At 69.3% G+C, this 24,308-nt stretch carries 20 protein-coding genes; 12 read left to right on the top strand and 8 right to left on the bottom strand.

Going from position 1 to position 24,308, the window contains the following annotated elements; translation table 11 throughout:
- Nucleotides 1–55: 55 nt before the first annotated feature.
- The 5 genes from N6H00_RS40140 to N6H00_RS08970 form a co-directional block, all read right to left on the bottom strand.
- On the bottom strand, nucleotides 56–145 hold the full coding sequence (locus N6H00_RS40140; RefSeq protein ID WP_311034940.1) for a putative leader peptide: 90 nt from the start codon (nucleotides 143–145) through the stop codon (nucleotides 56–58).
- 119 nt (nucleotides 146–264) lie between these two features.
- Nucleotides 265–1,875: a glycerol-3-phosphate dehydrogenase/oxidase gene (locus tag N6H00_RS08985; protein WP_268971057.1), complete on the bottom strand. Its 1,611-nt coding sequence runs from the start codon at nucleotides 1,873–1,875 to the stop codon at nucleotides 265–267.
- Nucleotides 1,876–1,878: 3 nt separating this feature from the next.
- Entirely contained in the window at nucleotides 1,879–3,426 is a 1,548-nt protein-coding gene (glpK, locus tag N6H00_RS08980; RefSeq protein ID WP_268971056.1) for a glycerol kinase GlpK, read from the bottom strand.
- Nucleotides 3,427–3,459: 33 nt separating this feature from the next.
- Nucleotides 3,460–4,254, bottom strand: a complete 795-nt coding sequence (locus tag N6H00_RS08975; protein WP_268971055.1) for an MIP/aquaporin family protein — start codon at nucleotides 4,252–4,254, stop codon at nucleotides 3,460–3,462.
- 323 nt (nucleotides 4,255–4,577) lie between these two features.
- Nucleotides 4,578–5,345: an IclR family transcriptional regulator gene (locus N6H00_RS08970; protein ID WP_268971054.1), complete on the bottom strand. Its 768-nt coding sequence runs from the start codon at nucleotides 5,343–5,345 to the stop codon at nucleotides 4,578–4,580.
- A 237-nt stretch (nucleotides 5,346–5,582) separates the two neighbouring features.
- Here N6H00_RS08970 and metH point away from each other — a divergent pair, with 237 nt between their 5' ends.
- The 4 genes from metH to N6H00_RS08950 all read left to right on the top strand — a co-directional run bounded on the left by metH (nucleotide 5,583) and on the right by N6H00_RS08950 (nucleotide 13,568).
- A complete protein-coding gene (metH, locus tag N6H00_RS08965) occupies nucleotides 5,583–9,101 on the top strand; it encodes a methionine synthase (RefSeq protein ID WP_268971053.1) in 3,519 nt (1,172 codons plus the stop codon).
- 150 nt (nucleotides 9,102–9,251) lie between these two features.
- Nucleotides 9,252–9,953, top strand: coding sequence for an HAD family hydrolase (locus N6H00_RS08960; RefSeq protein ID WP_268971052.1), 702 nt, complete (start codon nucleotides 9,252–9,254; stop codon nucleotides 9,951–9,953).
- Between the two features lie 338 nt (nucleotides 9,954–10,291).
- Nucleotides 10,292–11,887, top strand: a complete 1,596-nt coding sequence (locus N6H00_RS08955; protein WP_268971051.1) for an ABC transporter substrate-binding protein — start codon at nucleotides 10,292–10,294, stop codon at nucleotides 11,885–11,887.
- A gap of 85 nt (nucleotides 11,888–11,972) precedes the next feature.
- Nucleotides 11,973–13,568: an ABC transporter substrate-binding protein gene (locus N6H00_RS08950; RefSeq protein ID WP_268971050.1), complete on the top strand. Its 1,596-nt coding sequence runs from the start codon at nucleotides 11,973–11,975 to the stop codon at nucleotides 13,566–13,568.
- A gap of 31 nt (nucleotides 13,569–13,599) precedes the next feature.
- Here the strand turns inward: N6H00_RS08950 and N6H00_RS08945 are convergent, their stop codons facing one another.
- Together N6H00_RS08945 and N6H00_RS08940 are read right to left on the bottom strand one after the other, a co-directional pair.
- Nucleotides 13,600–14,271, bottom strand: a complete 672-nt coding sequence (locus tag N6H00_RS08945; RefSeq protein ID WP_009719179.1) for a response regulator — start codon at nucleotides 14,269–14,271, stop codon at nucleotides 13,600–13,602.
- 14 nt (nucleotides 14,272–14,285) lie between these two features.
- Complete coding sequence (locus N6H00_RS08940; protein WP_268971049.1) at nucleotides 14,286–15,209, bottom strand: RecB family exonuclease; 924 nt, start codon at nucleotides 15,207–15,209, stop codon at nucleotides 14,286–14,288.
- 128 nt (nucleotides 15,210–15,337) lie between these two features.
- On the opposite strand from N6H00_RS08940, the gene N6H00_RS08935 reads away from it, so the two are divergent.
- The 3 genes from N6H00_RS08935 (at nucleotide 15,338) to N6H00_RS08925 (ending at nucleotide 18,366) form a co-directional block, all read left to right on the top strand.
- Nucleotides 15,338–16,582, top strand: coding sequence for a site-2 protease family protein (locus N6H00_RS08935; protein WP_268976884.1), 1,245 nt, complete (start codon nucleotides 15,338–15,340; stop codon nucleotides 16,580–16,582).
- Nucleotides 16,583–16,644: 62 nt separating this feature from the next.
- Nucleotides 16,645–17,622 carry a tRNA (adenine-N1)-methyltransferase gene (locus N6H00_RS08930; protein WP_268971048.1) on the top strand — a complete coding sequence of 326 codons (978 nt, stop codon included), beginning with the start codon at nucleotides 16,645–16,647 and terminating at the stop codon, nucleotides 17,620–17,622.
- A 114-nt stretch (nucleotides 17,623–17,736) separates the two neighbouring features.
- Nucleotides 17,737–18,366, top strand: a complete 630-nt coding sequence (locus N6H00_RS08925; protein WP_443072917.1) for a hypothetical protein — start codon at nucleotides 17,737–17,739, stop codon at nucleotides 18,364–18,366.
- Between the two features lie 18 nt (nucleotides 18,367–18,384).
- Here the strand turns inward: N6H00_RS08925 and N6H00_RS08920 are convergent, their stop codons facing one another.
- Nucleotides 18,385–18,708 carry a ferredoxin gene (locus tag N6H00_RS08920; protein WP_268971046.1) on the bottom strand — a complete coding sequence of 108 codons (324 nt, stop codon included), beginning with the start codon at nucleotides 18,706–18,708 and terminating at the stop codon, nucleotides 18,385–18,387.
- A 224-nt stretch (nucleotides 18,709–18,932) separates the two neighbouring features.
- Here N6H00_RS08920 and arc point away from each other — a divergent pair, with 224 nt between their 5' ends.
- The 5 genes from arc (at nucleotide 18,933) to prcB (ending at nucleotide 24,257) form a co-directional block, all read left to right on the top strand.
- The gene (gene arc / locus N6H00_RS08915) at nucleotides 18,933–20,699 is read left to right on the top strand and encodes a proteasome ATPase (RefSeq protein ID WP_268971045.1); all 1,767 of its coding nucleotides are present in this window, start codon (nucleotides 18,933–18,935) and stop codon (nucleotides 20,697–20,699) included.
- A gap of 259 nt (nucleotides 20,700–20,958) precedes the next feature.
- Nucleotides 20,959–22,470, top strand: a complete 1,512-nt coding sequence (dop, locus tag N6H00_RS08910; protein ID WP_268971044.1) for a depupylase/deamidase Dop — start codon at nucleotides 20,959–20,961, stop codon at nucleotides 22,468–22,470.
- Between the two features lie 135 nt (nucleotides 22,471–22,605).
- On the top strand, nucleotides 22,606–22,824 hold the full coding sequence (locus N6H00_RS08905; protein ID WP_030839228.1) for a ubiquitin-like protein Pup: 219 nt from the start codon (nucleotides 22,606–22,608) through the stop codon (nucleotides 22,822–22,824).
- 45 nt (nucleotides 22,825–22,869) lie between these two features.
- Nucleotides 22,870–23,460 carry an endonuclease VII domain-containing protein gene (locus N6H00_RS08900; protein WP_268971043.1) on the top strand — a complete coding sequence of 197 codons (591 nt, stop codon included), beginning with the start codon at nucleotides 22,870–22,872 and terminating at the stop codon, nucleotides 23,458–23,460.
- Complete coding sequence (gene prcB / locus N6H00_RS08895) at nucleotides 23,412–24,257, top strand: proteasome subunit beta (protein WP_268971042.1); 846 nt, start codon at nucleotides 23,412–23,414, stop codon at nucleotides 24,255–24,257. The genes N6H00_RS08900 and prcB overlap by 49 nt, the downstream gene beginning before the upstream one ends.
- The last annotated feature ends 51 nt before the right edge of the window (nucleotides 24,258–24,308 follow it).

Raw genomic sequence — 24,308 nt, 5'->3', positions numbered from 1 at the left:
AAAGTCTCCAGGCAGGAAGAGAGTGAAGAGAAAGGGCCGGGCGGCGGAAAAGCCGTCAGCGGCCCTGACAGATCGCGCTGGAGACGCGGTGCAGATCGATATGGCGCCGGGCGGTGAGCGAGATGGCGTGCTCCGCGTAGGGCATCGTGCGCTCACCCCCTCCTGACATTGGTTGCCGTCTCAAACTAGCAGGCCGGACGGCCGGGTGAGAAGACGTTTCTTCACACCCGGCCGTCCGGCCCTGGGAAAGCGGCCCCGCGGGGGTCAGGGTCGCTTGGCCAGCAGATCCTCGACCCGGCTCCGGATGTCCTCGGAGTCCAGGCCGCGGATGGTCAGGGTGGTGCGGCGGCGCAGTACGTCGTCCGCGGTGCGCGCCCACTCGTAGTCCCGCGCGTAGACGACCTGCGCCCAGATCTCCGGGGCGTCCGGGTGGATGCGCTCCGCGAGCGCCGGATCGCCGCTGGCCAGCCGGGCGATGTCGAAGGAGAGCGAGCCGTAGTGGGTGGCCAGATGGCGGGCGGTGTCGGCGGCCATGCGCGGGCCGGGGGTGCCGCCGTCCACCAGCAGCCGGTGCTCGACGGCGTGCGGATTGGCCAGACCCGGCAGCGGCATGTGCTTGGGCAGCCGGCTGACCGGCTCCATGTCGTCGGCGAGCGGCCGGCCCGGCAGCTGGGCGAGCTTGTTCATCACCGTGCGGCCGATGTGGCGGAAGGTGGTCCACTTGCCGCCGGCTATGGAGAGCATCCCACCCCGGCCCTCGGTGACCACGGTCTCCCGCTTGGCCTTGGCGGTGTCGCCGGGGCCGCCGGGCAGCACCCGCAGGCCGGCGAAGGAGTAGGTGATCAGATCGCGGGAGAGCTGCTGGTCGCGGATGGAGAAGGCGGCCTCGTCCAGAATCTGGGCGATGTCCTTCTCGGTGACCGCGACATCGGCCGGGTCGCCCTCGAACTCCTCGTCCGTGGTGCCCAGCAGCAGCATGTCCTCCCAGGGGAGGGCGAAGGTGATGCGGTACTTGTCGATCGGGGTGGCCAGCGCGGCCCGCCACGGGGAGGTGCGCTTGAGGACCAGGTGGGCGCCCTTGGACAGCCGGATCGACGGCGCCGCGTTCGGGTCCTCCATCCGGCGCAGATGGTCCACCCAGGGGCCGGTGGCGTTGAGTACCAGACGGGCGCTCACCCCGAACTCGGTACCGTCGGTGCGGTCCTTGAGCTCGGCGCCGGTGACCCGGCCGTCGCTCTTGCGCAGGCCCACGACCTCGGCGTGGTTGAGGACGGTGGCGCCCGCCTCCACGGCCGCCCGGACCGTCATCAGGGCCATCCGGCTGTCGTTCATCTGGCCGTCGCCGTAGACCGCGACCGCCTTGAGGTTCTCGGTGCGCAGCTCCGGGACGTCGCGCGCGGCCCGGTCGGCGCCGATGACATGGCCGACGCCGTCACGGAACGCCGAGAGCGCCGAGTAGGCGAAGACGCCCGCGCCGAGCTTGGCCGCGCCGTGCGGACCGCCCTTGTAGACCGGCAGGTAGAAGGTGAGCGGGTTGGACAGGTGCGGGGCGACGGAGCGGGAGACCGCGCGCCGCTCGAAGTGGTTCTCGGCGACCAGCTTGACCGCGCCGGTCTGGAGGTAGCGCAGGCCGCCGTGGAGCAGCTTGGAGGAGGCGGAGGAGGTGGCGCCGGCGAAGTCACCGGCGTCCACCATCGCCACCCGCAGCCCGGACTGGGCGGCGTGCCAGGCAGTGGTGATGCCCAGGATGCCGCCGCCGATCACCAGGAGGTCGTACGTCGCCTTGGAGAGCTGTTCCCGGGTTTCGGCTCGGCTCGGGTTCGAACCGGCAGCCGGGTGCGTTCCGAGTGACGGAACGCTCTGCAGGGTGGTCATTGCTTACTCCTCGTCCTCGATCCAGCCCATGGTCCGCTGCACGGCCTTGAGCCAGTTCTTGTACTCGCGGTCGCGAACGTCCGCGTCCATTCGGGGGGTCCATTCGGCCGCCCGGCGCCAGTTGGCGCGCAGCGCGTCGGTGTCCGGCCAGAAGCCCACGGCCAGACCGGCGGCGTAGGCGGCGCCGAGGCAGGTGGTCTCGGCGACCATCGGGCGCACCACGGGTGCGTCCAGGGCGTCCGAGAGGCTCTGCATCAGCAGGTTGTTGGAGGTCATACCGCCGTCCACCTTCAGGGCGGTGAGCTCGACCCCGGAGTCCTTGGTCATCGCGTCGACGATCTCGCGGGTCTGCCACGCGGTGGCCTCGAGCACCGCGCGCGCGATGTGCGCCTTGGTGACATAGCGGGTCAGGCCCGCGATCACGCCGCGGGCGTCGGACCGCCAGTACGGGGCGAACAGGCCCGAGAAGGCCGGTACGAAGTACGCGCCGCCGTTGTCCTCCACCGAGCTCGCCAGGGTCTCGATCTCGGCGGCGCTGTTGATCAGACCCATCTGGTCCCGCATCCACTGCACCAGCGAACCGGTGACCGCGATCGAGCCCTCCAGGGCGTAGACCGGCTTCTCGTCGCCGATCCGGTAGCCGACCGTGGTCAGCAGGCCGTTGTAGGAGTTGACCGGCGTCTCGCCGGTGTTCATCAGCAGGAAGGTGCCGGTGCCGTAGGTCGACTTGGCCTCGCCCTCGGCGTAACAGGTCTGGCCGAACAGGGCCGCCTGCTGGTCGCCCAGCGCGGAGGCGACCGGCACGCCCGCCAGGACGCCCTCGGCGGTGTGCCCGTACACCTCGGCGGAGGAGCGGATCCGCGGCAGCACGGCGGCCGGGATGTCCATCGAGGACAGGATCTTCTGGTCCCAGTCCAGGGTGTGCAGGTTCATCAGGAGGGTGCGGGAGGCGTTGGTGACATCGGTGACGTGCACACCGCCGTTGACGCCGCCGGTCAGGTTCCAGATGACCCAGGAGTCCATGGTGCCGAAGAGCAGGTCGCCCGCCTCGGCCCGCTCGCGCAGCCCCTCGACGTTGTCGAGCAGCCAGCGGATCTTGGGACCGGCGAAGTAGGAGGCCAGCGGGAGGCCGGTCTCCCGGCGGAAGCGGTCCTGGCCGACGTTGCGGCCGAGCTCGCGGCAGAGGGCGTCGGTGCGGGTGTCCTGCCAGACGATGGCGTTGTACACCGGCTCACCGGTGTTCTTGTCCCACAGCAGGGTGGTCTCGCGCTGGTTGGTGATGCCGATCGCCTTGACGTCGACGGCGGTGATCCCGGCCTTGGTGATGGCGCCGGCGACGACCTCCTTGACGTTCTCCCAGATCTCGGTGGCGTTGTGTTCCACCCAGCCGGGCTTGGGAAAGATCTGCTCGTGTTCCTTCTGGTCCACCGAGACGATGCGGCCGTCGCGGTCGAAGACGATGCAGCGGCTGGAGGTGGTGCCCTGGTCGATGGCCGCGATGAACGGCCCCTGGCCGTGCGAGGAAGCGCTCGTGGTGTGGGTGTCGGTCATGGTCTGCTGCTCTCCTGCGAGTGGTGGGGGTGGCTAGGCGAAGGCGATCTCGTAGATCCCGCCCGCGATGGCGCCGCCGATGAGCGGACCGACGACGGGGATCCAGGCGTAGCCCCAGTCCGAGCCGCCCTTGTTGGGCAGCGGCAGGAGGGCGTGGACGATCCGGGGGCCGAGGTCACGCGCCGGGTTGATGGCGTAACCGGTCGGGCCGCCGAGCGAGAGGCCGATGCTGACCACCACGAAGGAGGTGATCAGGACGCCGATGACGCCCAGGCCCTTGCCGTCGCCGTTGAGCCCCTGAGTGAGGATGGCGAGCACCAGCACCGCGGTGGCGATGATCTCGGTGGCCAGGTTCTGCGCGGTGTTGCGGATCTCCGGGCCGGTGGAGAAGACGCCCAGCACCGGGCCGGGGCCGGGGGCCGTCTGCCGGTCCGCCGCGGCCGTGTTCTGGGCGCCCGGACCGCCGACGATCTCGCGGTCGGTGAGATGGGCGTGGAAGTGGCCGAGATAGGCGATCCAGACCAGCGTCGCGCCGATGAGGGCGCCGAGCATCTGCCCGAGGAAGTAGACGGGCACGTCGCTCCACTCGGTGCCGCCCTCGATGGCGAGGCCGAGCGTCACCGCCGGGTTGAGGTGGGCCCCCGAGAGCGGGGCCGAGATGTAGGCGCCGGTGAGGACGGCGAAACCCCACCCGAAGGCGATGGCGACCCACCCGGCGTCGAACGCCTTGGATCGCTTCAGGTTCACGCCGGCGACGACACCACCGCCGAGCAGGATGAGTACGGCGGTACCGATGGTCTCGCCGATGAAGATGTCGGAGCTGGACACCCGCGACTCCTTTGTCCTTCGTCCAGGGGAAGGCGAACCCCCCGGGTTGTGCCGGACGGTCCGCGCCCTCGTGGGAGGGCGTTGGTCGGCCCGCGGCGAGTCCACCATAGCGAATATTGTCGTCAGGTGTTCGACAATGCCGACCGATGAACGGCAGTTTTCTTCACGCTGAAGACCCCGTCAAGGGTCGTGTGCGGAAAAGTCGCGCCTATGTGAAACCGTGATGAAGCAGGTCATGCAGGGACAGGGGGGCGGATCAGGGGTGGATCACCCCTGGTCGGCACGGTTCAACGCGCGGTACGCGACGTGATTCCGGACACGCTTCAGAAACGGCGCAGGGCGCCCAGGTCCCGGGAGACGGCGCGCGCGCAGTCCCGTACGGCGGCCACGAGCTCCGAGCGCAGCTCCCCGTCGTCGCACACCCGCTCGACGGCCCCGGTGATGCCCACCGCGCCCACGGGCAGCCGGCGCCGGTCGTGGATGGGCGCCGCGACCGACGCCACGCCCTCCCAGGTCTCCTCCACATCCGAGCCCCAGCCGCGCGCCCGGGTCAGGTCCAGCACGCCCTCGAACTCGGGCTCCCCGGTCACCGTGCGCGCGGTGAACGCCTGGCGCTCGGTCTCGGTCACCTCGCTGTGGGCGACCGGGTCGTACGCGGAGAGCACCTTGCCCAGGGCCGTGGAGTGCAGCGGGTGCATCGCGCCGACCTCCAGCACCTGGCGGCTGTCGTCCGGCCGGAAGACATGGTGGACGATCAGCACGCCCTGCTGGTGCAGCACGCCCAGGTACACGCTCTCGCCGCTGGCGCGGGCCAGGTCGTCCGTCCACACCAGGGCGCGGGCGCGCAGCTCGTGCACGTCCAGATAGCTGTTGCCCAGGCGCAGCAGCTCCGCGCCGAGCTGATAGCGGCCGGACGCCTCGTCCTGCTCGACGAAGCCCTCCTGCTGGAGGGTGCGCAGGATGCCGTGCGCGGTGCCCTTGGCCAGCCCCAGGGTGGAGGCGATGTCGGACAGTCCCAGACGGCGCTCACCACCGGCGAGCAGGCGTAGCATCGCGGCGGCGCGCTCCAACGACTGGATGTTCCGGGCCATCGCCCACCTCCTGACTGCGGTTCGACAATGCTGAACACTATCGGTCCATGCCGACCCCGCGGTACCGCAGTGCATCCGCCGATGGCCGACGGAGCACCGGGGGCCCGGCCGCCCGGCCCCCGTCCCGGCTGATGGAACGACCATCGGCACATGACCACTGGCAGCTACCCTGGCGTGGTGCGCCCTCCCCAGCGGGGGCGCAAAGCCGACAGCCGTCGCACTCCAGGGAGCACATCCATGGCCTCGCACACGCCATCGCCCACATCCGCCGCCCGAGCCGACGCGCTCCGCGAAGCGCTGGCCACCCGCGTGGTGGTCGCCGACGGCGCGATGGGGACGATGCTCCAGGCGCAGGAGCCCAGTCTCGACGACTTCCAGCAGCTCGAGGGCTGCAACGAGATCCTCAACGTCACCCGCCCGGACATCGTCCGCTCGGTCCACGAGGCGTACTACGCCGCCGGTGTGGACTGCGTCGAGACCAACACCTTCGGCGCCAACCACGCGGCGCTGGGCGAGTACGACATCCCCCACCGCGTCCACGAGCTCTCCGAGGCCGGCGCCCGGATCGCCCGCGAGGTCGCCGACGAGTTCGGCGCCGACGGACGCCAGCGCTGGGTGCTCGGCTCGATGGGACCGGGCACCAAGCTGCCCACCCTGGGCCACGCCCCCTACACCACGCTCCGCGACGCCTACCAGGCCAACGCCGAAGGCATGATCGCCGGCGGTGCCGACGCCCTGCTGGTGGAGACCACCCAGGACCTGCTCCAGACCAAGGCCGCGGTCCTCGGCGCCCGCCGGGCCCTGGACGCCACCGGCGCCAACCTCCCGGTGATCTGCTCGGTCACCGTCGAGACCACCGGCACCATGCTGCTCGGCTCCGAGATCGGCGCGGCGCTCACCGCGCTGGAGCCGCTCGGCATCGACATGATCGGTCTGAACTGCGCCACCGGCCCCGCCGAGATGAGCGAGCACCTGCGCTATCTGGCCCGCCACTCGCGCATCCCGCTGTCCTGCATGCCCAACGCGGGCCTTCCGGTGCTGGGCAAGGACGGCGCCCACTACCCCCTCACCCCGGGCGAGCTGGCCGACGCCCAGGAGACGTTCGTCCGCGAGTACGGGCTCTCCCTGGTCGGCGGCTGCTGCGGCACCACCCCCGAGCATCTGCGCCAGGTCGTCGAGCGGGTCCGCGAGCTGGCCCCCACCGAGCGCGCCCCGCGCCCCGAGCCCGGCGCCGCCTCGCTGTACCAGACCGTGCCGTTCCGCCAGGACACCTCGTACCTGGCGATCGGCGAGCGCACCAACGCCAACGGCTCCAAGAAGTTCCGCGAGGCCATGCTGGAGGGCCGCTGGGACGACTGCGTGGAGATGGCCCGGGACCAGATCCGTGAGGGCGCCCATCTGCTCGACCTGTGCGTGGACTACGTCGGCCGGGACGGCGTCGCGGACATGGAGGAGCTGGCCGGGCGGTTCGCCACCGCCTCCACCCTCCCCATCGTCCTGGACTCCACCGAGGTCGACGTCATCCAGGCCGGTCTGGAGAAGCTCGGCGGACGGGCGGTCATCAACTCCGTCAACTACGAGGACGGCGCCGGCCCCGAGTCCCGGTTCGCCAAGGTCACCCGGCTCGCGCAGGAGCACGGCGCGGCGCTGATCGCGCTGACCATCGACGAGGAGGGCCAGGCCCGGACGCCGGAGAAGAAGGTGGAGATCGCCGAGCGGCTGATCGCCGACCTGACCGGCAACTGGGGCATCCGCGAGGAGGACATCCTCATCGACTGCCTGACCTTCACCATCTGCACCGGTCAGGAGGAGTCCCGCAAGGACGGCCTCGCCACCATCGAGGCGATCCGCGAGCTCAAGCGGCGCCACCCGGACGTCCAGACCACCCTCGGCCTGTCGAACATCTCCTTCGGCCTCAACCCGGCCGCCCGCATCGTGCTCAACTCCGTCTTCCTCGACGAATGCGTCAAGGCGGGCCTGGACTCGGCGATCGTGCACGCCTCCAAGATCCTGCCGATCGCGCGGCTCGACGAGGAGCAGGTCACCACGGCCCTGGACCTGATCTACGACCGCCGTGCCGAGGGCTACGACCCGCTGCAGAAGCTGATGCAGCTCTTCGAGGGCGCCACCGCCACGTCGCTGAAGGCGGGCAAGGCCGAGGAGCTGGCCGCGCTGCCCCTGGAGGAGCGCCTCAAGCGGCGCATCATCGACGGCGAGCGCAACGGCCTGGAAGCCGACCTCGACGAGGCGCTCCAGGAGCGGCCCGCCCTCGACATCGTCAACGACACGCTGCTGGACGGCATGAAGGTGGTCGGCGACCTGTTCGGCTCCGGCCAGATGCAGCTGCCGTTCGTCCTCCAGTCCGCCGAGGTCATGAAGACCGCGGTCGCGTACCTCGAGCCGCACATGGAGAAGACCGCCGACGGCGAAGGAGACGAGGGCAAGGGCACCATCGTGCTCGCCACCGTCCGCGGCGACGTCCATGACATCGGTAAGAACCTCGTGGACATCATCCTGTCCAACAACGGCTACAACGTGGTCAACCTGGGCATCAAGCAGCCGGTCTCCGCGATCCTGGAGGCCGCCGAGGAGCACCGGGCCGATGTGATCGGCATGTCCGGGCTGCTGGTGAAGTCCACGGTGATCATGAAGGAGAACCTGGAGGAGCTCAACCAGCGCAAGCTGGCCGCCCGCTTCCCCGTCATCCTCGGCGGCGCCGCGCTGACGAGGGCCTATGTCGAGCAGGACCTGCACGAGATCTACGAGGGCGAGGTGCGCTACGCCCGCGACGCCTTCGAGGGGCTGCGGCTGATGGACGCGCTGATCGCCGTCAAGCGGGGCGTGCCCGGCGCCACGCTCCCCGAGCTCAGGCAGCGCCGCGTCCCCCAGCGCGCCGCCCAGGTGCGGGAGCCGGAGCCGGAGGAGGGCCCGGCGCGTTCCGACGTGGCCACCGACAACCCCGTCCCCACGCCGCCCTTCTGGGGCACCCGCGTGGTCAAGGGCATCCAGCAGGCCGACTACGCCTCCTGGCTGGACGAGGGGGCGCTGTTCAAGGGCCAGTGGGGGCTCAAGCAGTCCCGCACCGGCGAGGGGCCCGGCTACGAGGAGCTGGTGGAGCGCGAGGGGCGGCCCCGGCTGCGCGGCTGGCTGGACCGGCTGCACACCGAGAACCTGCTGGAGGCGGCCGTCGTCTACGGCTACTTCCCGTGCGTCTCCAAGGGCGACGACCTGGTGCTGCTGAACGAGGACGGCAGTGAGCGGACCCGCTTCACCTTCCCGCGCCAGCGCCGCGGCCGCCGGCTGTGCCTGGCCGACTTCTTCCGGCCCGAGGAGTCCGGCGAGACCGATGTGGTCGGGCTACAGGTGGTGACCGTCGGCTCGAAGATCGGTGAGGCCACCGCCGAGCTGTTCGCCTCCGACTCCTACCGCGACTACCTGGAGCTGCACGGGCTGTCCGTCCAGCTGGCGGAGGCGCTGGCCGAGTACTGGCACGCCCGGGTCCGCGCCGAGCTGGGCTTCGCCGGTGAGGACCCGAACCAGATGGAGGACATGTTCGCGCTGAAGTACCGCGGCGCCCGCTTCTCGCTGGGCTACGGCGCCTGCCCCGACCTGGAGGACCGCGCGAAGATCGCCGATCTGCTGCGGCCGGAGCGGATCGGGGTGAAGCTCTCGGAGGAGTTCCAGCTCCACCCCGAGCAGTCCACGGACGCCATCGTGATCCACCACCCGGAGGCGAAGTACTTCAACGCGCGGTAGTCCGCCGGCCGCCACGCGAAGGCCGCCTTACGGTGGCCATGAGGCGCGTCGGCGTGGTGCCACGTAGACTGGTCGATCCGGTAGAGGCCGGTCGCCTTCCCGTCAGCGGAAGGGGGCCGGCCTCCGTGTCCCTCACCCGGAGGTGTTCGGATGACCAGCAGCATCCCCGCCGTCGATACCCTTACGGGTGGAGGCTCAGCCCTACAGGCCGTTCTGCTCGACATGGACGGCACCCTGGTCGACACCGAGGGCATCTGGTGGGACGCGGAGGTCGCCATCTTCGCCGAGCTCGGCCATGCGCTCGCCGAGGAGTACCGCCAGGTCGTCGTCGGCGGCCCGATGTCGCGCAGCGCCCAGTTCCTCATCGAGGCCACCGGCGCCGACATCGCCCTCGCCGAGCTCACCGGCCTGCTCAACAGCCGCTTCACCGAACTGCTCGACGGCAGTGTGCCGATGCTGCCGGGCGCCCGCCGGCTGCTCACCGAGCTGGCCGCGCACGGCGTCCCCACCGCCCTGGTCTCCGCCTCCCACCGGCGGGTGATGGACCGGATCCTGCGTTCGCTGGGCCCGGAGCACTTCTCCCTGACGGTCGCGGGCGACGAGGTCGAGCGGACCAAGCCGCATCCGGACCCGTATCTGCTCGCCGCGGCCGGGCTGGACGCCGAGCCGGGGCGGTGCGTGGTCATCGAGGACACCGAGACGGGCGTACGGGCCGCGGAGGCGGCCGGGTGCCAGGTGGTCGCGGTGCCGTCCGTGGTGCCGATCGAACCCGTGGCGGGGCGTACGGTCATCGGTTCGCTCGAAGAAGTGGATCTTTCTTTTCTGCGTACTCTGGTCACTGCAATGCACTGAACGCGCACCGAGCGTATTTCTGTAAATTGCAGACTGAATAGCGCGCGCTCATTTTTCACGTTCCGTCGGCGACATCGGAACGTGATGTTTATCACTGCATATGCCGTAGACGTGTGCGCCGGATGGCTGCCGCGCGTCCCGTCTGGTGCGATTTGGGCGAACCCATGTGTCCGGATTGGTGGCATGTCGCGTGAATCGCGACCGTGTTCGGATATCGGTCGACGGGCGCTCGTTATCGGGGCGTGATATCGCCTCAACTTCGTTGTGTCTGAGCATGACTGGCGCCTCGGTCTAATCTCGTCGCGAGTAGCTGACCGATGGCAGGGAGACTCCCGACAATGACGCGCAAGTCGCTGGTGCTGCCGGCTGTGGCCGGCCTCCTGATCTCCACGCTCGCCGCGTGCGGTGGTACCGACGGCTCGGGCTCGGACGGTAAGACGATCGTCCTGGGCAGCACGGACCGCATCGAGGCGACCAAGGTGGCGCCCGCGCCGCTGGATCCGGCCCTGGCCTACGACTTCGCGTCCTGGAGCGTGCTGCACAACACCTTCCAGACGCTCATGAGACTGCCCCGCTCGGGAACCGAACCGATACCCGACGCGGCGGAGAGGTGCGGCTTCGCGGACAGACAGAGCGAGCAGTACCGCTGCACCCTGCGCAGCGGGCTGAAGTTCTCCAACGGCCACGACCTGACCTCCGAGGACGTCAAGTTCTCCCTCGACCGCGTGCTGCGCATCGACGATCCCAACGGGACCAAGTCGCTGCTCTCCAACGTGGACAGGATCGAGACCCCCAGCGCCCGCGAGATCGTCATCCACCTCTCCCAGCCGGACGCGACCTTCCCGTCCAAACTCACCACCCCGGCCGCCGCCATCCTGGACAGCGAGGTCTACCGGGGCGACGCGCTGCGCAAGGGCTGGGAGATGACGGGCTCGGGTCCGTACAGCGCGCAGACCGAGGTGAGGAACAACCGGCTGACGAAGGTCGTCTTCACCAAGAACCCCCACTACAAGGGAGATCTGAAGCCGAAGGCCGACAAGGCGGAGATGCGGTTCTACGACTCCACCTCCACCATGGAGCAGGCACTGGCCAAGGGCGACATCGACGTGGTGCACCGCGGCTTCTCGCCCGAGCAGATCGACAAGCTCAGCAAGGGCGAGGTCGAGGGCGTCCGCCTCTTCGAGTCCTCCGGGCAGGGCATCCGTTACCTGATCTTCAACACCAACGCCCCGGTGGTCAAGGAGAAGGCCGTCCGGCAGGCCATCGCCCATCTCGTGGACCGCCAGGCGCTGGTGCGCGACGTGTACAAGCGGACCGCCGAGCCCCTCTACTCGCTGATCCCCACCAGCATCACCTCGCACATCAACTCGTTCCACAACGAGTACGGCGACCCGGACCCCGACGCCGCCCGCAGCGTGCTGCACGACGCCGGCATCAGCACCCCGGTGAAGCTGACGCTGACCTACACCACCGACCACTACGGTCCGGAGACGGCCGCGGAGTTCAAGGAGCTGCGTAAGCAGCTCAACGACAGCGGCCTCTTCGACATCACGATCAAGGGCTACCCGTGGCGGGAGTACCGCCCCGCGCTCATCAAGCGCCAGTTCTCCGCCTCCGGGGTCGGCTGGTTCCCCGACTTCCCGGACCCCGACAGCTACACCGCCCCCTTCCTCACCAAGGACAACTGGCTCAACTCGCCCTACCGCAACAGCACCATCCAGGACGAGCTGATCCCCGAGACCCGGCAAGAGGCCCAGCGCAGCCTCGCCGAGAAGGACTTCCAGTCCATCCAGAACGCCGTCGCCGAAGATGTGCCCTATCTGCCGCTGTGGCAGGGCAACACCTATGTGGCCGCCCGTAAGAACGTCATCGGCGCCGAGTACGCCTTCGACTCCTCGACCATGCTCCAGCTGTGGGAGCTCGGCAAGAGCTGACGGCGGCACAAGGGGGGCGGCACAGGAGGGCGGGGGCACACCAAGGGGGGCACGTACCAGAACGACGAATGTGTGAGGACCACCGTTGAGGAAACGTGATCAGTGGCTGGCAGCTCCCCTCGGGGCAGGACTGGCCGCCGCCCTGCTCACCGGATGCGGCAGTGCGGACGACGACGCCGCGGGCAGCGGCGAGCACGTGGTCATGGGGATGTCGGACGACGTGCTCGCCACCGACCCGGCCTCCGGCTACGACCCGGGCTCCTGGCTGCTGTTCAACAACGTCTTCCAGTCCCTGCTGAGCTTCCCGAAGGGCAGCACCTCTCCGCAGCCGGAGGCGGCGGAGAGGTGCGCCTTCGAGGACAACGCCAGCCGGGTCTACACCTGCACCCTGAAGAACGACCTGACGTTCTCCGACGGCCATCCGCTCACCTCCGAGGACGTCAAGTTCTCCTTCGAGCGCACCAAGCGGATCAACGACGAGAACGGTCCGGCGCTGATGCTCACCTCCATCGGGAGCATCGACACCCCGGACAAGCGGACCGTCGTCTTCCATCTGACCCACGCCGACGCGACCTTCCCGCAGAAGATCGCCTCCGGCGCCGGCTCCATCGTCGACCACCGCGAATACCCCGCCGACAAGCTGCGCACCGACCACACGGCCGTCGGCTCCGGCGTCTACAAGCTGGACTCCTTCACCAAGGACGAGGCGGACTTCTCCCTCAACGACGGCTACCGGGGGCCCGCCCGGCCGAAGAACTCCGGAATGACCATGAAGTTCTTCCACGGCCGGCAGGAGCGGCTGAAGTCCGCCGTCCAGCAGGGCGATGTGGACCTCGCCTATCGCGGGCTCGCCATGCGGGACCTCGCCGACCTCCAGGCACGAAGCCTCGGCGGCGGCAAGGACCTGAACGTGGTCGAGGGCACCGGCGCCGAGGTCCAGCACCTGGTCTTCAACATGAAGGACCCGGTGGCGGGCAAGCTCGGAGTGCGCAAGGCCATGGCCTACCTCATCGACCGCTCCACCCTGGTGCGGGACGTCTACAAGCGCACCGCCGAACCGCTGTACTCGGTCGTCCCGGCCGGTATCACCGGCCACAACACCGCCTTCTACGACAAGTACGGCGACCAGCCGCAGCCCGGTAAGGCCAAGCAGGCCCTGCGCGAGGAGGGGATCACCGGCAAGGTCGAGCTGACGCTGTGGGGCACCCCGATCCGCTACGGCCCCGGCACCCTCCCGGGCCTGCGCGAGATCGCCAAGCAGCTCAACGCCAGCGGGCTGTTCGACGTCGATGTGCGGAGCGTGGACGTCGCCGCGTACGAGAAGGGCGTCGCCGACGGGAAGTACGGCGTCTATGTGAAGGGCTGGGTGCCCGACTACCCGGATCCGGACAACTTCGTCGCCCCGTTCTTCGGCGCCGGCAACGTCCTGTCCAACCACTACACCTCGCCACGGCTGACCGCGCAGCTCATCCCCGCCACCGCCGAGCAGCCCAGCCGGGAGGCCACGGTCGGCGCCTTCCAGCGGATCCAGGACATCGTCGCCGACGAGGTGCCGATGCTGCCGCTGTGGCAGGGCAAGCAGTACGCGGTGGCCCAGCACGACATCACCGGGTTGCAGTGGACCCTCGACTCCTCGACGGTCTTCCGCTTCTGGGAGGTCGGCACGTCGTCCGACGGCTGACCCGAACCGGGGCCGTCCCGCCCCGGCGCCGCTACTGCGCGCCGGGGCGGACCAGCCCGCTCTCGTACGCGTAGACGGCGGCCTGCACCCGGTCGCGCAGCCCCAGCTTGGTCAGCACATGGCCCACATGCGTCTTGACCGTGGTCTCGCTGACGAACAGATCCGCGGCGATCTCCGCGTTGGACAGCCCCCGGGCCACCAGCTTCAGCACCTCGACCTCGCGCTCGGTCAGCGTGTGCAGGGTGTCCGGCACCGGCTCCTCGCCCGACGGCAGGTGTCCGGCGTACTTGTCGAGCAGCCTGCGGGTGATGCTGGGCGCCAGCATCGCCTCGCCCGCCGCCACCACGCGGATGGCCTGCACCAGCTCGGTGGCGGGCGCGTCCTTCAACAGGAAGCCGCTGGCCCCGGCGCGCAGCGCCTCCACCACGTACTCGTCCAGATCGAAGGTGGTCAGCACCAGCACCTTGGCCGGGCCGTCCCGCCCCGGACCGGTGATCTGACGGGTCGCCTCCACGCCGTCCATCCGCGGCATCCGGATGTCCATCAGCACCACATCGGGCTGGAGCGCCCGCACCTGGTCGAGCGCCTGGAGACCGTCCCCCGCCTCGCCGACGACCGCCAGATCCTGCTCCGCCTCCAGGATCATCCGGAAGCCGGTGCGCAGCAGCGGTTGGTCATCGACCAGTAGGACACGGATCGCCACGGGGAACTCCTTCGCTAGACCGCGTCCATTCTGCCGGACTGCCCGGACGGCCCGGACTGAACAGGGACCACCGCCAACGGGTACGGCGGCGGCGTGCCCCCGAACTCCGGGCAGTGGGCCTGGTGGTCGCACCAGCCGCAGAGCCTGGTCTGCCGCGGGACGAAGGCACCCGTCTCGGTGGCCAGCCGGATCGCCTCCCACAGGGCCAGCACCTTGCGCTCCACCGCCCGCAGATCCCGTTCGTCCGGGTCGTACGTCAGCACATCGCCGCTGCCCAGATAGACCAGCTGGAGCCGGCGCGGGATCACCCCGCGCAGCCGCCACAGCACCAAGGCGTAGAACTTCATCTGGAACAGGGCCTCGCCCGCGTACTGCGGAGCGGGGGCCTTTCCCGTCTTGTAGTCCACGATCCGTACATCACCTGTCGGAGCGATGTCGATCCGGTCGATGATCCCGCGCAGCGTCAGCCCGGACTCCAGCTCCGTCTCCACGAACAGCTCCCGCTCCGCGGGCTCCAGACGGGCCGGATCCTCCAGCGAGAACCACTGCTCCACCAGCGCCTCGGCCCCCGCCAGCCACTCGGCCAGCCGCTCCGGCGCCGGGCCGCCGCCCTCCTCCTGGAACAGCTCCGCCAGCTCCGGCTTGGCCGCCAGCAGCCGCTCCCACTCCCGCGGCACCATCGCCCGCGCCCGCGGCGCGGTGCGCTCGGCGGCCGGCGCGTCGAAGAGCCGCTCCAGCACCGCGTGGACCACCGTGCCGCGGGTGGCCGCCGCGCTGGGCTTCTCCGGCAGCTTGTCGATCACTCGGAAGCGGTACAGCAGCGGGCACCGCATGAAATCGGCCGCCCGTGACGGTGACAACGAGGCGGCGCGGGCGGACTTCCGTGGTCCGTCCGCCGGTTCGGCCTTCCCGGCGGTGGCTCCGGTGGTGGTTCCCATGGCGAAGACCCTACGACCCGCCACCGACAGCCGGACGCATACCATCGACGTCCGAGCCCCTCGCACTGCATGATCGTGGGGACCGTATCAAAAGAGGGGTGCGACCGAGCATCCGACGAGGGGACACCGTGGACAACAGCGGGCAGCGGCAGTCCGACAACGGGGAATCGGACCGCGCGACCGAGCCCGAGGACGGCAAACAGCCGCGCCCACGCGAGGTGGGCGGCGGGTTTCTCATGGGCCGGCCGTTCGGCGTGCCCGTGTACGTCTCGCCCAGCTGGTTCCTGGTCGCAGCCCTCATCACCTGGGTCTTCGGCGGTCAGCTGGACCGGGTGCTGCCCGAGCTCGGCGCCGCCCGGTATCTGGTCTCGCTCTTCTTCGCGGTGGCCTTCTACGCCTCCGTCCTGGTGCACGAGCTCGCCCACACCGTGGCCGCGCTCCGCTTCAAGCTGCCGGTGCGCCGGATCCAGCTCCAGTTCTTCGGCGGCGTCTCGGAGATCGAGAAGGAGACCGAGACTCCCGGCCGGGAGTTCGTGCTCGCCTTCGTCGGCCCGCTGCTCTCCCTGGTCCTCTCGGGCCTGTTCTACCTGGGCATGCTGCTCGTGGAGCCCGGCACGGTGCCCGGGGTGCTGCTCGCCGGGCTGATGATCTCCAACCTGATCGTGGCCGTGTTCAACCTGCTCCCCGGCCTGCCGCTGGACGGCGGGCGGATGCTGCGCGCCGTGGTGTGGAAGCTCAGCGGCCGGCCGATGACCGGCACCGTCGCCGCCGCCTGGAGCGGCCGCGCGCTCGCCGTCGCGGTGCTCGTCGGGCTGCCGCTGCTCACCCAGGCGGGCGGGCTCGGCGAGGAGCCGCAGAGCTTCGGCAGTGTCGACTCGCTCACCGACGCGCTGCTGGCCGCCATACTCGCCGCGATCATCTGGACCGGCGCGGGCAACAGCCTGCGCATGGCCCGGCTGCGGGAGCGGCTGCCGGACCTGCGCGCCCGTACGCTCACCCGGCGCGCCGTCCCCGTGGCGGCCGACACCCCGCTCTCGGAGGCGCTGCGCCGGGCGAACGAGGCCGGGGCCCGCGCCCTGGTCGTGGTGGACGGCCACGGCACGCCGACCGCCGTGGTGCGCGAGGCGGCCATCGTGGGCGTCCCCGAGCACCGCCGCCCCTGGGTCGCGGTCAGCGGTCTCGCCCAGGACCTCAAGGACGGTATGCGGGTCTCCGCCGAGCTCACCGGCGAGGAGCTGCTGGACACCCTGCGGGCCACCCCGGCCACCGAGTACCTGGTGGTCGAGGAGACCGGCGAGGTCTACGGGGTGCTCTCCACGGCCGATGTCGAGCGCGCCTTCGTGGCGGCCATGGCCAGGACGCCCTCGGGCTGAGGCCGTGAGGCCGGTCCCCGGGCGTGGTCCGGGCACGGGGAAGCGCCCGGTAGGCTGTTCACATGTCCGAACCGACCGGTGCCGCCCGCCGTCGCGGGCCCTTCCAGGTCGGGGACCAGGTCCAGCTCACCGACCCCAAGGGACGCCACTACACCTTCACGCTCGAGGCCGGGAAGAATTTCCACACCCACAAGGGGTCCTTCCCTCATGACGAGCTGATCGGCGCCCCCGAGGGAACCGTCGTGCGTACCACGGGAAACGTCGCGTACCTCGCGCTGCGTCCCCTGCTCCCCGACTATGTTCTGTCCATGCCACGCGGTGCCGCCGTGGTCTACCCCAAGGACGCGGGGCAGATCCTGGCGATGGCCGACATCTTCCCCGGCGCACGCGTCGTCGAGGCGGGCGTCGGCTCCGGCTCGCTCTCCACCTTCCTGCTGCGGGCCATCGGCGACCAGGGCATGCTGCACTCCTACGAGCGCCGGGCCGACTTCGCCGAGATCGCCGCCCAGAACGTGGAGCGCTACTTCGGCGCCCCGCACCCCGCCTGGCGGCTCACCGTCGGCGACCTCCAGGACAACCTCAGCGACACCGACGTGGACCGCGTGATCCTGGACATGCTCGCCCCCTGGGAGTGCCTGGAGCCGGTGTCCAAGGCGCTCGTCCCCGGCGGCATCCTGTGCGCGTACGTCGCCACCACCACCCAGCTCGCCCGCACCGTGGAGGCGATCCGCGAGCACGGCACCTTCAACGAGCCGTCCGCCTGGGAGACCATGGTGCGCACCTGGCACGTCGAGGGCCTCGCGGTGCGGCCCGACCACCGCATGATCGGCCACACCGGCTTCCTGCTCACCGCTCGCCGTCTCGCGGACGGCGTGGAACCCCCGATGCGCCGCCGCAGGCCCGCCAAGGGGGCCTACGGCGAGGACTACGTGGGCTGGGGGACGGCGAAGGACACCCCCAAGGGCACCGGCGCCACGGACGCCCCAGGAGGCGCTCAGGGCGCATCCAGCGGCCCGGACGCCCCCTCCGGCGACGCCTGACGGCCTGACGGCCACCCGCCGGACACCGGCACCACACACCGCCGTGACGGCTCGGCGCGGCCACCGGACTCCCCGTGCGGGAACGGTGGCCGCGCCGCTGTGAAATGTGGCACGATGCGGGGCATCTCCCGCCGCAGCCCTCACATGGAGTCATCCCGCGTGCAGCCTCTGGGCCCGGATCTCGCGCACACCCGTCCCCGTCCGGTGCATTGGGTCGCGACCGCGGCCGCCGTGGCCGCCGTCATCGCCGGGGCCTCGGTCCTCGAGCCCACCGGCGCCAAGGCCACCACGTCCGCCGCCGTCTCCGCCCCCCGGACCGGCGGCCTTCCGGCCGGACAGGCCCCCGACCCCCGCGCCGCGGACTACCCGGTGGACTGCGGGCGCTCCAGGCCCGATGTCACCGACCGGGCCTCGGCGGACCTGGACGGGGACGGGCGGCCCGAGACCGTCGCCGTGGTGCGCTGCCCCTCCGCCTTCGGTACCCCGCCCAGCGGCGTGTATGTGCTCTCCCAGCCGGCCCGCGCGGGCGCCGCGCCCCGTGTGGTGGCCACGTTCGTCGACCCGAAGGAAGGGATGAGCGTCCGCGATTTCGCGGTGCGCGGAAAGACGGTTTCGGCCACCCTGCTGGGATACTCGTCGGCCGATGTCCCGCGCTGCTGTCCGGATCGCCAGCGCAAGGTCAACTGGCAGTGGCGGGACGGCAAGTTCGTACTGAAGGCACTGCCGGTGCCGGGGAGTGTGTGAGCGGTTACTCGCGGGGCGTCACTCCGCGTCCGGGCCGTAGACCTCGACCCGGTCGGTGACGCGCCGTACATGGATGCAGTCGCCGGGGCACTCCTTGGCGGAATCCCTGACCTCGGTCAGCAGCGCCAGGGGGACCGGTGTGGTCGCGCCCTTGTCCTGGAGCAGCTCATCATCGGCGCTCTTGACGTAGGCTAGACCGTCGATGTCGAGTTCGAAGACCTCGGGAGCGTACTGGGCGCAGATGCCATCGCCGGTGCACAGATCCTGGTCGATCCAGACTTCAAGATCGCCGAGCTCCTCGTTCCGCACGGTGTGCCCCCTGCTGTTCCTTCGATACGCCATTCAACATTGTCTAAATATCGCCAACCCTGACGGGTGTTGACCGTGTCGACGATACAACCGGTCGCTTTCCGATGTTGTTGGGTGGGTATTCACCTGGCGTGAGGGAGTGCGCAAGGGTGAAGATCGGACACACGCCGACCGGGTTTGTGATCTAGGGGTTTCAACCCGCACCGGCCCAGGTAGGGTCAGGAAGCGTCCAGCTCCCCTTGGAGGAGGTGAGGACCGTGGCAGCCCACGACGACGACATCAACCGCGGCATCCGGCCGGGGCGGGGGTCTGACGACCCTGCCGGCCAGGTTGCCTATCTCGAGCAGGAAATCGCCGTCCTGCGCCGCAAGCTCGCCGACTCTCCGCGTCATACGAGGATTCTCGAAGAGCGGATCGTCGAGCTGCAGACCAATCTGGCGGGAGTGTCCGCACAGAACGAGCGGCTCGCGAACACACTCCGTGAGGCCCGCGACCAGATCGTGGCCCTCAAGGAGGAGGTCGACCGGCTCGCGCAGCCGCCGGCCGGATTCGGTGCCTTTCTGCAGGCGAACGAGGACGGTACCGCCGACATCTTCACCGGTGGTCGTAAACTCCGCGTGAATGTCAGCCCAAGTGTCGAGCTCGACGACCTCAAGCGCGGCCAGGAGGTCATGCTCAACGAGGCGCTCAATGTGGTCGAGGCCATGGAGTTCGAGCGCGCCGGGGACATCGTCACCCTCAAGGAGGTCCTTGAGGACGGCGAGCGCGCCCTGGTGATCGGGCACACCGACGAGGAGCGGGTGGTGCGGCTGGCCGAGCCGCTGCTGCACACCACCATCCGCCCCGGTGACGCCCTGCTGCTCGAGCCCCGGTCCGGCTACGTCTACGAGGTCGTCCCGAAGAGCGAGGTCGAAGAGCTCGTCCTCGAAGAGGTTCCGGACATCGACTACAACAAGATCGGCGGTCTGGGAAACCAGATCGAGCTGATCCGCGACGCGGTCGAGCTCCCCTATCTCTACCCCGACCTCTTCAAGGAGCACGAACTGCGGCCGCCCAAGGGCGTGCTGCTGTACGGCCCGCCCGGCTGCGGCAAGACGCTGATCGCCAAGGCCGTGGCCAACTCCCTTGCCAAGAAGGTCGCCGAGGTGACCGGGAAGCCCGCGGGGAAGAGCTTCTTCCTCAACATCAAGGGCCCCGAGCTGCTCAACAAGTACGTCGGCGAGACGGAGCGGCACATCCGGCTGGTCTTCCAGCGGGCCCGGGAGAAGGCCAGCGAGGGCACACCCGTCATCGTCTTCTTCGACGAGATGGACTCGCTCTTCCGCACCCGTGGCTCCGGGGTCAGCTCGGACGTGGAGAACACCATCGTCCCGCAGCTGCTCTCCGAGATCGACGGTGTGGAGGGCCTGGAGAATGTGATCGTCATCGGCGCCTCCAACCGTGAGGACATGATCGACCCGGCGATCCTGCGCCCCGGCCGCCTCGATGTGAAGATCAAGATCGAGCGTCCGGACGCCGAGGCCGCCAAGGACATCTTCTCGAAGTACCTGACGGAGTCCCTGCCGATCCACACGGACGACCTCTCCGAGCACGGCGGGTCGCCCAAGGCCGCGATCGGCGGGATGATCCAGTCGGTGGTCGAGCAGATGTACACCGAGTCCGAGGAGAACCGCTTCCTGGAGGTCACCTACGCCAATGGCGACAAGGAAGTCCTCTACTTCAAGGACTTCAACTCCGGCGCCATGATCCAGAACATCGTGGACCGCGCCAAGAAGATGGCGATCAAGGACTTCCTGGACCACAACCAGAAGGGCCTTCGCGTCTCCCACCTGCTCGCCGCGTGCGTGGACGAGTTCAAGGAGAACGAGGACCTGCCCAACACCACGAATCCGGACGACTGGGCCCGGATCTCCGGTAAGAAGGGCGAGCGGATCGTCTACATCCGCACCCTGGTCACCGGAAAGCAGGGCGCGGACACCGGACGCTCCATCGACACGGTGGCGAACACCGGTCAGTACCTGTAACACCGCGGTCCGGCTGCGGATGTCCTGGACGGGGCATCCGCAGCCGGATGCGCTTTTCGGACCGCATTCTTCGTATGAGTCCTACGAGCCCGACCGGAGCAATGACTGAAATGATCTCCGCAGCACCGCTTGGCCGTTCTAGGCTCTTCGGTACCGCACACGCGCGGCATGGGGGATCGGGGGCCGCACACGGACCGGAAACGCAGCGGTACTTGAGTGCCGACCCCAGCCGGGGGCGGCGCCGGGCAAGGAGGGCCGCATGACCGTACGGCGCGTAATGGGAATCGAGACGGAGTACGGAATCTCCGTCCCCGGGCACCCGAATGCCAATGCCATGCTCACCTCGTCCCAGGTCGTCAACGCCTACGCGGCGGCGATGCACCGGGCGCGCCGCGCCCGCTGGGACTTCGAGGAGGAGAACCCACTGCGGGACGCCCGCGGCTTCGACCTCGCGCGCGAGTCCGCGGACGCCAGCCAGCTCACGGACGAGGACATCGGCCTGGCCAACGTGATCCTCACCAACGGCGCACGGCTCTATGTGGACCATGCCCACCCCGAATACTCCGCCCCCGAGGTCACCAACCCCCGGGACGCGGTGCTCTGGGACAAGGCGGGTGAGCGCATCATGGCCGAGGCCGCGCTGCGCGCCGCGGAGCTGCCCGGCGGCCAGCCCATCCACCTCTACAAGAACAACACCGACAACAAGGGCGCCTCCTACGGCACGCATGAGAACTACCTGATGAAGCGGGAGACCGCCTTCTCGGACATCGTGCGCCATCTGACGCCCTTCTTCGTCTCCCGCCAGGTCGTCGCGGGCGCCGGACGCGTCGGCATCGGCCAGGACGGCCATGAGCACGGCTTCCAGATCAGCCAGCGGGCCGACTACTTCGAGGTCGAGGTCGGTCTGGAGACCACGCTCAAGCGCCCGATCATCAACACCCGGGACGAGCCGCACGCCGACGCCGAGAAGTACCGCCGGCTGCATGTGATCATCGGGGACGCCAACCTCTCCGAGCTGTCGACCTACCTCAAGCTCGGCACCACCTCCCTGGTGCTGTCGATGATCGAGGACGGCTTCATCGCCGTGGACCTCGCGGTGGACCAGCCGGTGCGCACCCTGCACCAGGTCTCGCACGACCCCACTCTGCGCCGTCTCGTCACCCTGCGCAGCGGCCGTACGCTGACCGCGGTGCAGCTCCAGATGGAGTACTTCGAGCTGGCCCGCAAATATGTCGAGGACCGCTTCGGCGCGGACGCCGACGAGCAGACCCGGGACGTCCTGACCCGCTGGGAGGACGTGCTGAACCGGCTGGAGCGCGACCCCATGAGCCTGTCCGGCGAGCTGGACTGGATCGCCAAGCGGGAGCTGATGGAGGGCTACCGCCGGCGCGACGCCCTGGAGTGGGACGCGGCCCGGCTCCATCTGGTGGACCTCCAGTACGCCGACGTACGCCCCGACAAGGGCCTGTACAACCGGCTGGTGGCCCGCGGCAAGATGAAGCGGCTGCTGGACGACCAGGACGTCGCACGGGCCCAGAACAAGCCCCCGGAGGACACCCGCGCCTACTTCCGCGGCCGCTGCCTGGAGCAGTACGCCGACGACGTCGCCGCGGCCTCCTGGGACTCGGTGATCTTCGACCTGCCGGGCCGTGACTCTCTGCAACGGGTCCCCACGCTGGAGCCGCTGCGCGGCACCCGCAACCACGTCAAGGAGTTGCTGGACCGCTGCCGCACGGCGGAGGACCTGGTGCGGGTGCTTTCGGGCGGCTGAAATGCCCCCGGGCCGGGAATCATCGAGGTGGCCTCCGCGCGTTGTAGCGAGTGGGAGGCCGATGTCGGACCCGGCTTGTAGGGTCTGATCTTGAGACCGATCGAATCAGCGGGCGAACCGAGCGGGGTGAGGGATATGGCGACCAAGGACACCGGCGGCGGGCAGCAGAAGGCGTCGCGCTCGACCGAGGAGGTCGAGGAGCAGGCGCAGGACGCGCAGGCCGCGGAGGACCTCAAGGAGCGGCAGGAGAAGCTCTCCGACGACGTCGACTCCGTGCTGGACGAGATCGACGACGTCTTGGAGGAGAACGCAGAGGATTTCGTGAGGTCCTTTGTTCAGAAGGGCGGAGAGTGATTTTGCCTTGGATTGCAAGGTGAAGTCGCGAGATTGCTCGGAGTGATGGAAGAGACGGAAGCGAGGCGCTGTTCGCGCTGCAAGCAGTATCTGCCGTGCGCTGCCTTCGCAAGCAACACGTCCATGCCCGATGGCCTCCAGGCGTACTGCCGGGAGTGCGCTGCCGAGTACTACCGGCAACGCCAGGAGGCCAAGGGGAAGAAGGTCCGTAAGAAGGCTCCGGCCCCGCCTGGACGCGAACGGTGTCCGCAGTGCGAAGAGGTGAAGCCGCACTCCGAATGGGAGCGCAACAAGTCCTCGTCGGACGGCTGGGCGAGCTATTGCTGCGCGTGCAGGGCAGAGCGGAACCGGGTCAGCTATTTCAAGCGCAGGTACGGCCTCACGCCAGCGGAGTCAGACGCGCTGGTTGCCGAGCAGCAAGGCGTCTGCTGTATATGCCTTGCTGCCCCGGCCGCACATGTGGATCACTGCCATGAGAAGGGTAGGGTCCGGGGCGTACTGTGCTTCAGCTGCAACGCGGCACTGGGGCAGTTCAAGGATCAGCCCGACGTGATAAGGCGGGCTGCGACATACGTGGAAGGAAACGCGTGGAAGCCAACACTCGTAGCACCGGGCGTCTACCAGCTGCCTTCCTGACGCCGGGTTCGTCCTCCTTCATGGACTTCCTGGGCGACCACTCGCCCGAGCTGCTTCCGGGGAACCGTCCGCTGCCCCCGGTGCAGGGCGCCATCGAGGCACCCCACGGCACCACGATCGTGGCGGTGACCTTCCCCGGCGGCGTGGTGCTCGCCGGTGACCGCCGCGCCACGATGGGCAATGTCATCGCGCAGCGCGACATCGAGAAGGTCTTCCCCACCGACGAGTACTCGGCCGTCGGCATCGCGGGGACCGCCGGTATCGCCGTGGAGATGGTCAAGCTCTTCCAGCTCGAGCTGGAGCACTTCGAGAAGGTCGAGGGCACCGTGCTCTCGCTCGAGGGCAAGGCGAACAGGCTGTCGACCATGATCCGCGGCAACCTCGGCATGGCGATGCAGGGCCTTGCCGTGGTCCCGCTCTTCGCGGGGTGGGACGTCGACCGGGAGAAGGGGCGCATCTTCTCCTACGACGTGACCGGGGGGCGTTCGGAGGAGCGCGGCTACGCCGTCACCGGCTCGGGTTCGATGTTCGCCCGGGGTGCGCTCAAGAAGCTCTACCGCGATGACCTGACCGAGGAGCAGGCCGCGACCGCCGTGCTCCAGGCGCTCTACGACGCCGCCGACGACGATTCGGCGACCGGTGGGCCGGATCTCGCCCGCCGTATTTTTCCGATCGTCACATCCATCACCGAAGACGGTTTCAAGAGGTTCAGCGAGGCAGAGGTGGCCGATCTCGCCCGCGCCATCCATGAACGGCGCCTCGAAGAGCCGGACGGCCCCCGCGCCGGCCTGCTCTGAGAGGACGGTCCAACCGGAATGCATTCGCCAATGACAGAAGGGACGGACAGC

It is taken from the genome of Streptomyces sp. S465 (assembly GCF_026898115.1).
GTDB lineage: Bacteria > Actinomycetota > Actinomycetes > Streptomycetales > Streptomycetaceae > Streptomyces > Streptomyces luomodiensis.
The sequence above is the reverse complement of the archived record's forward strand: the minus strand, read 5'-3'. Positions and strand labels throughout refer to the sequence as shown.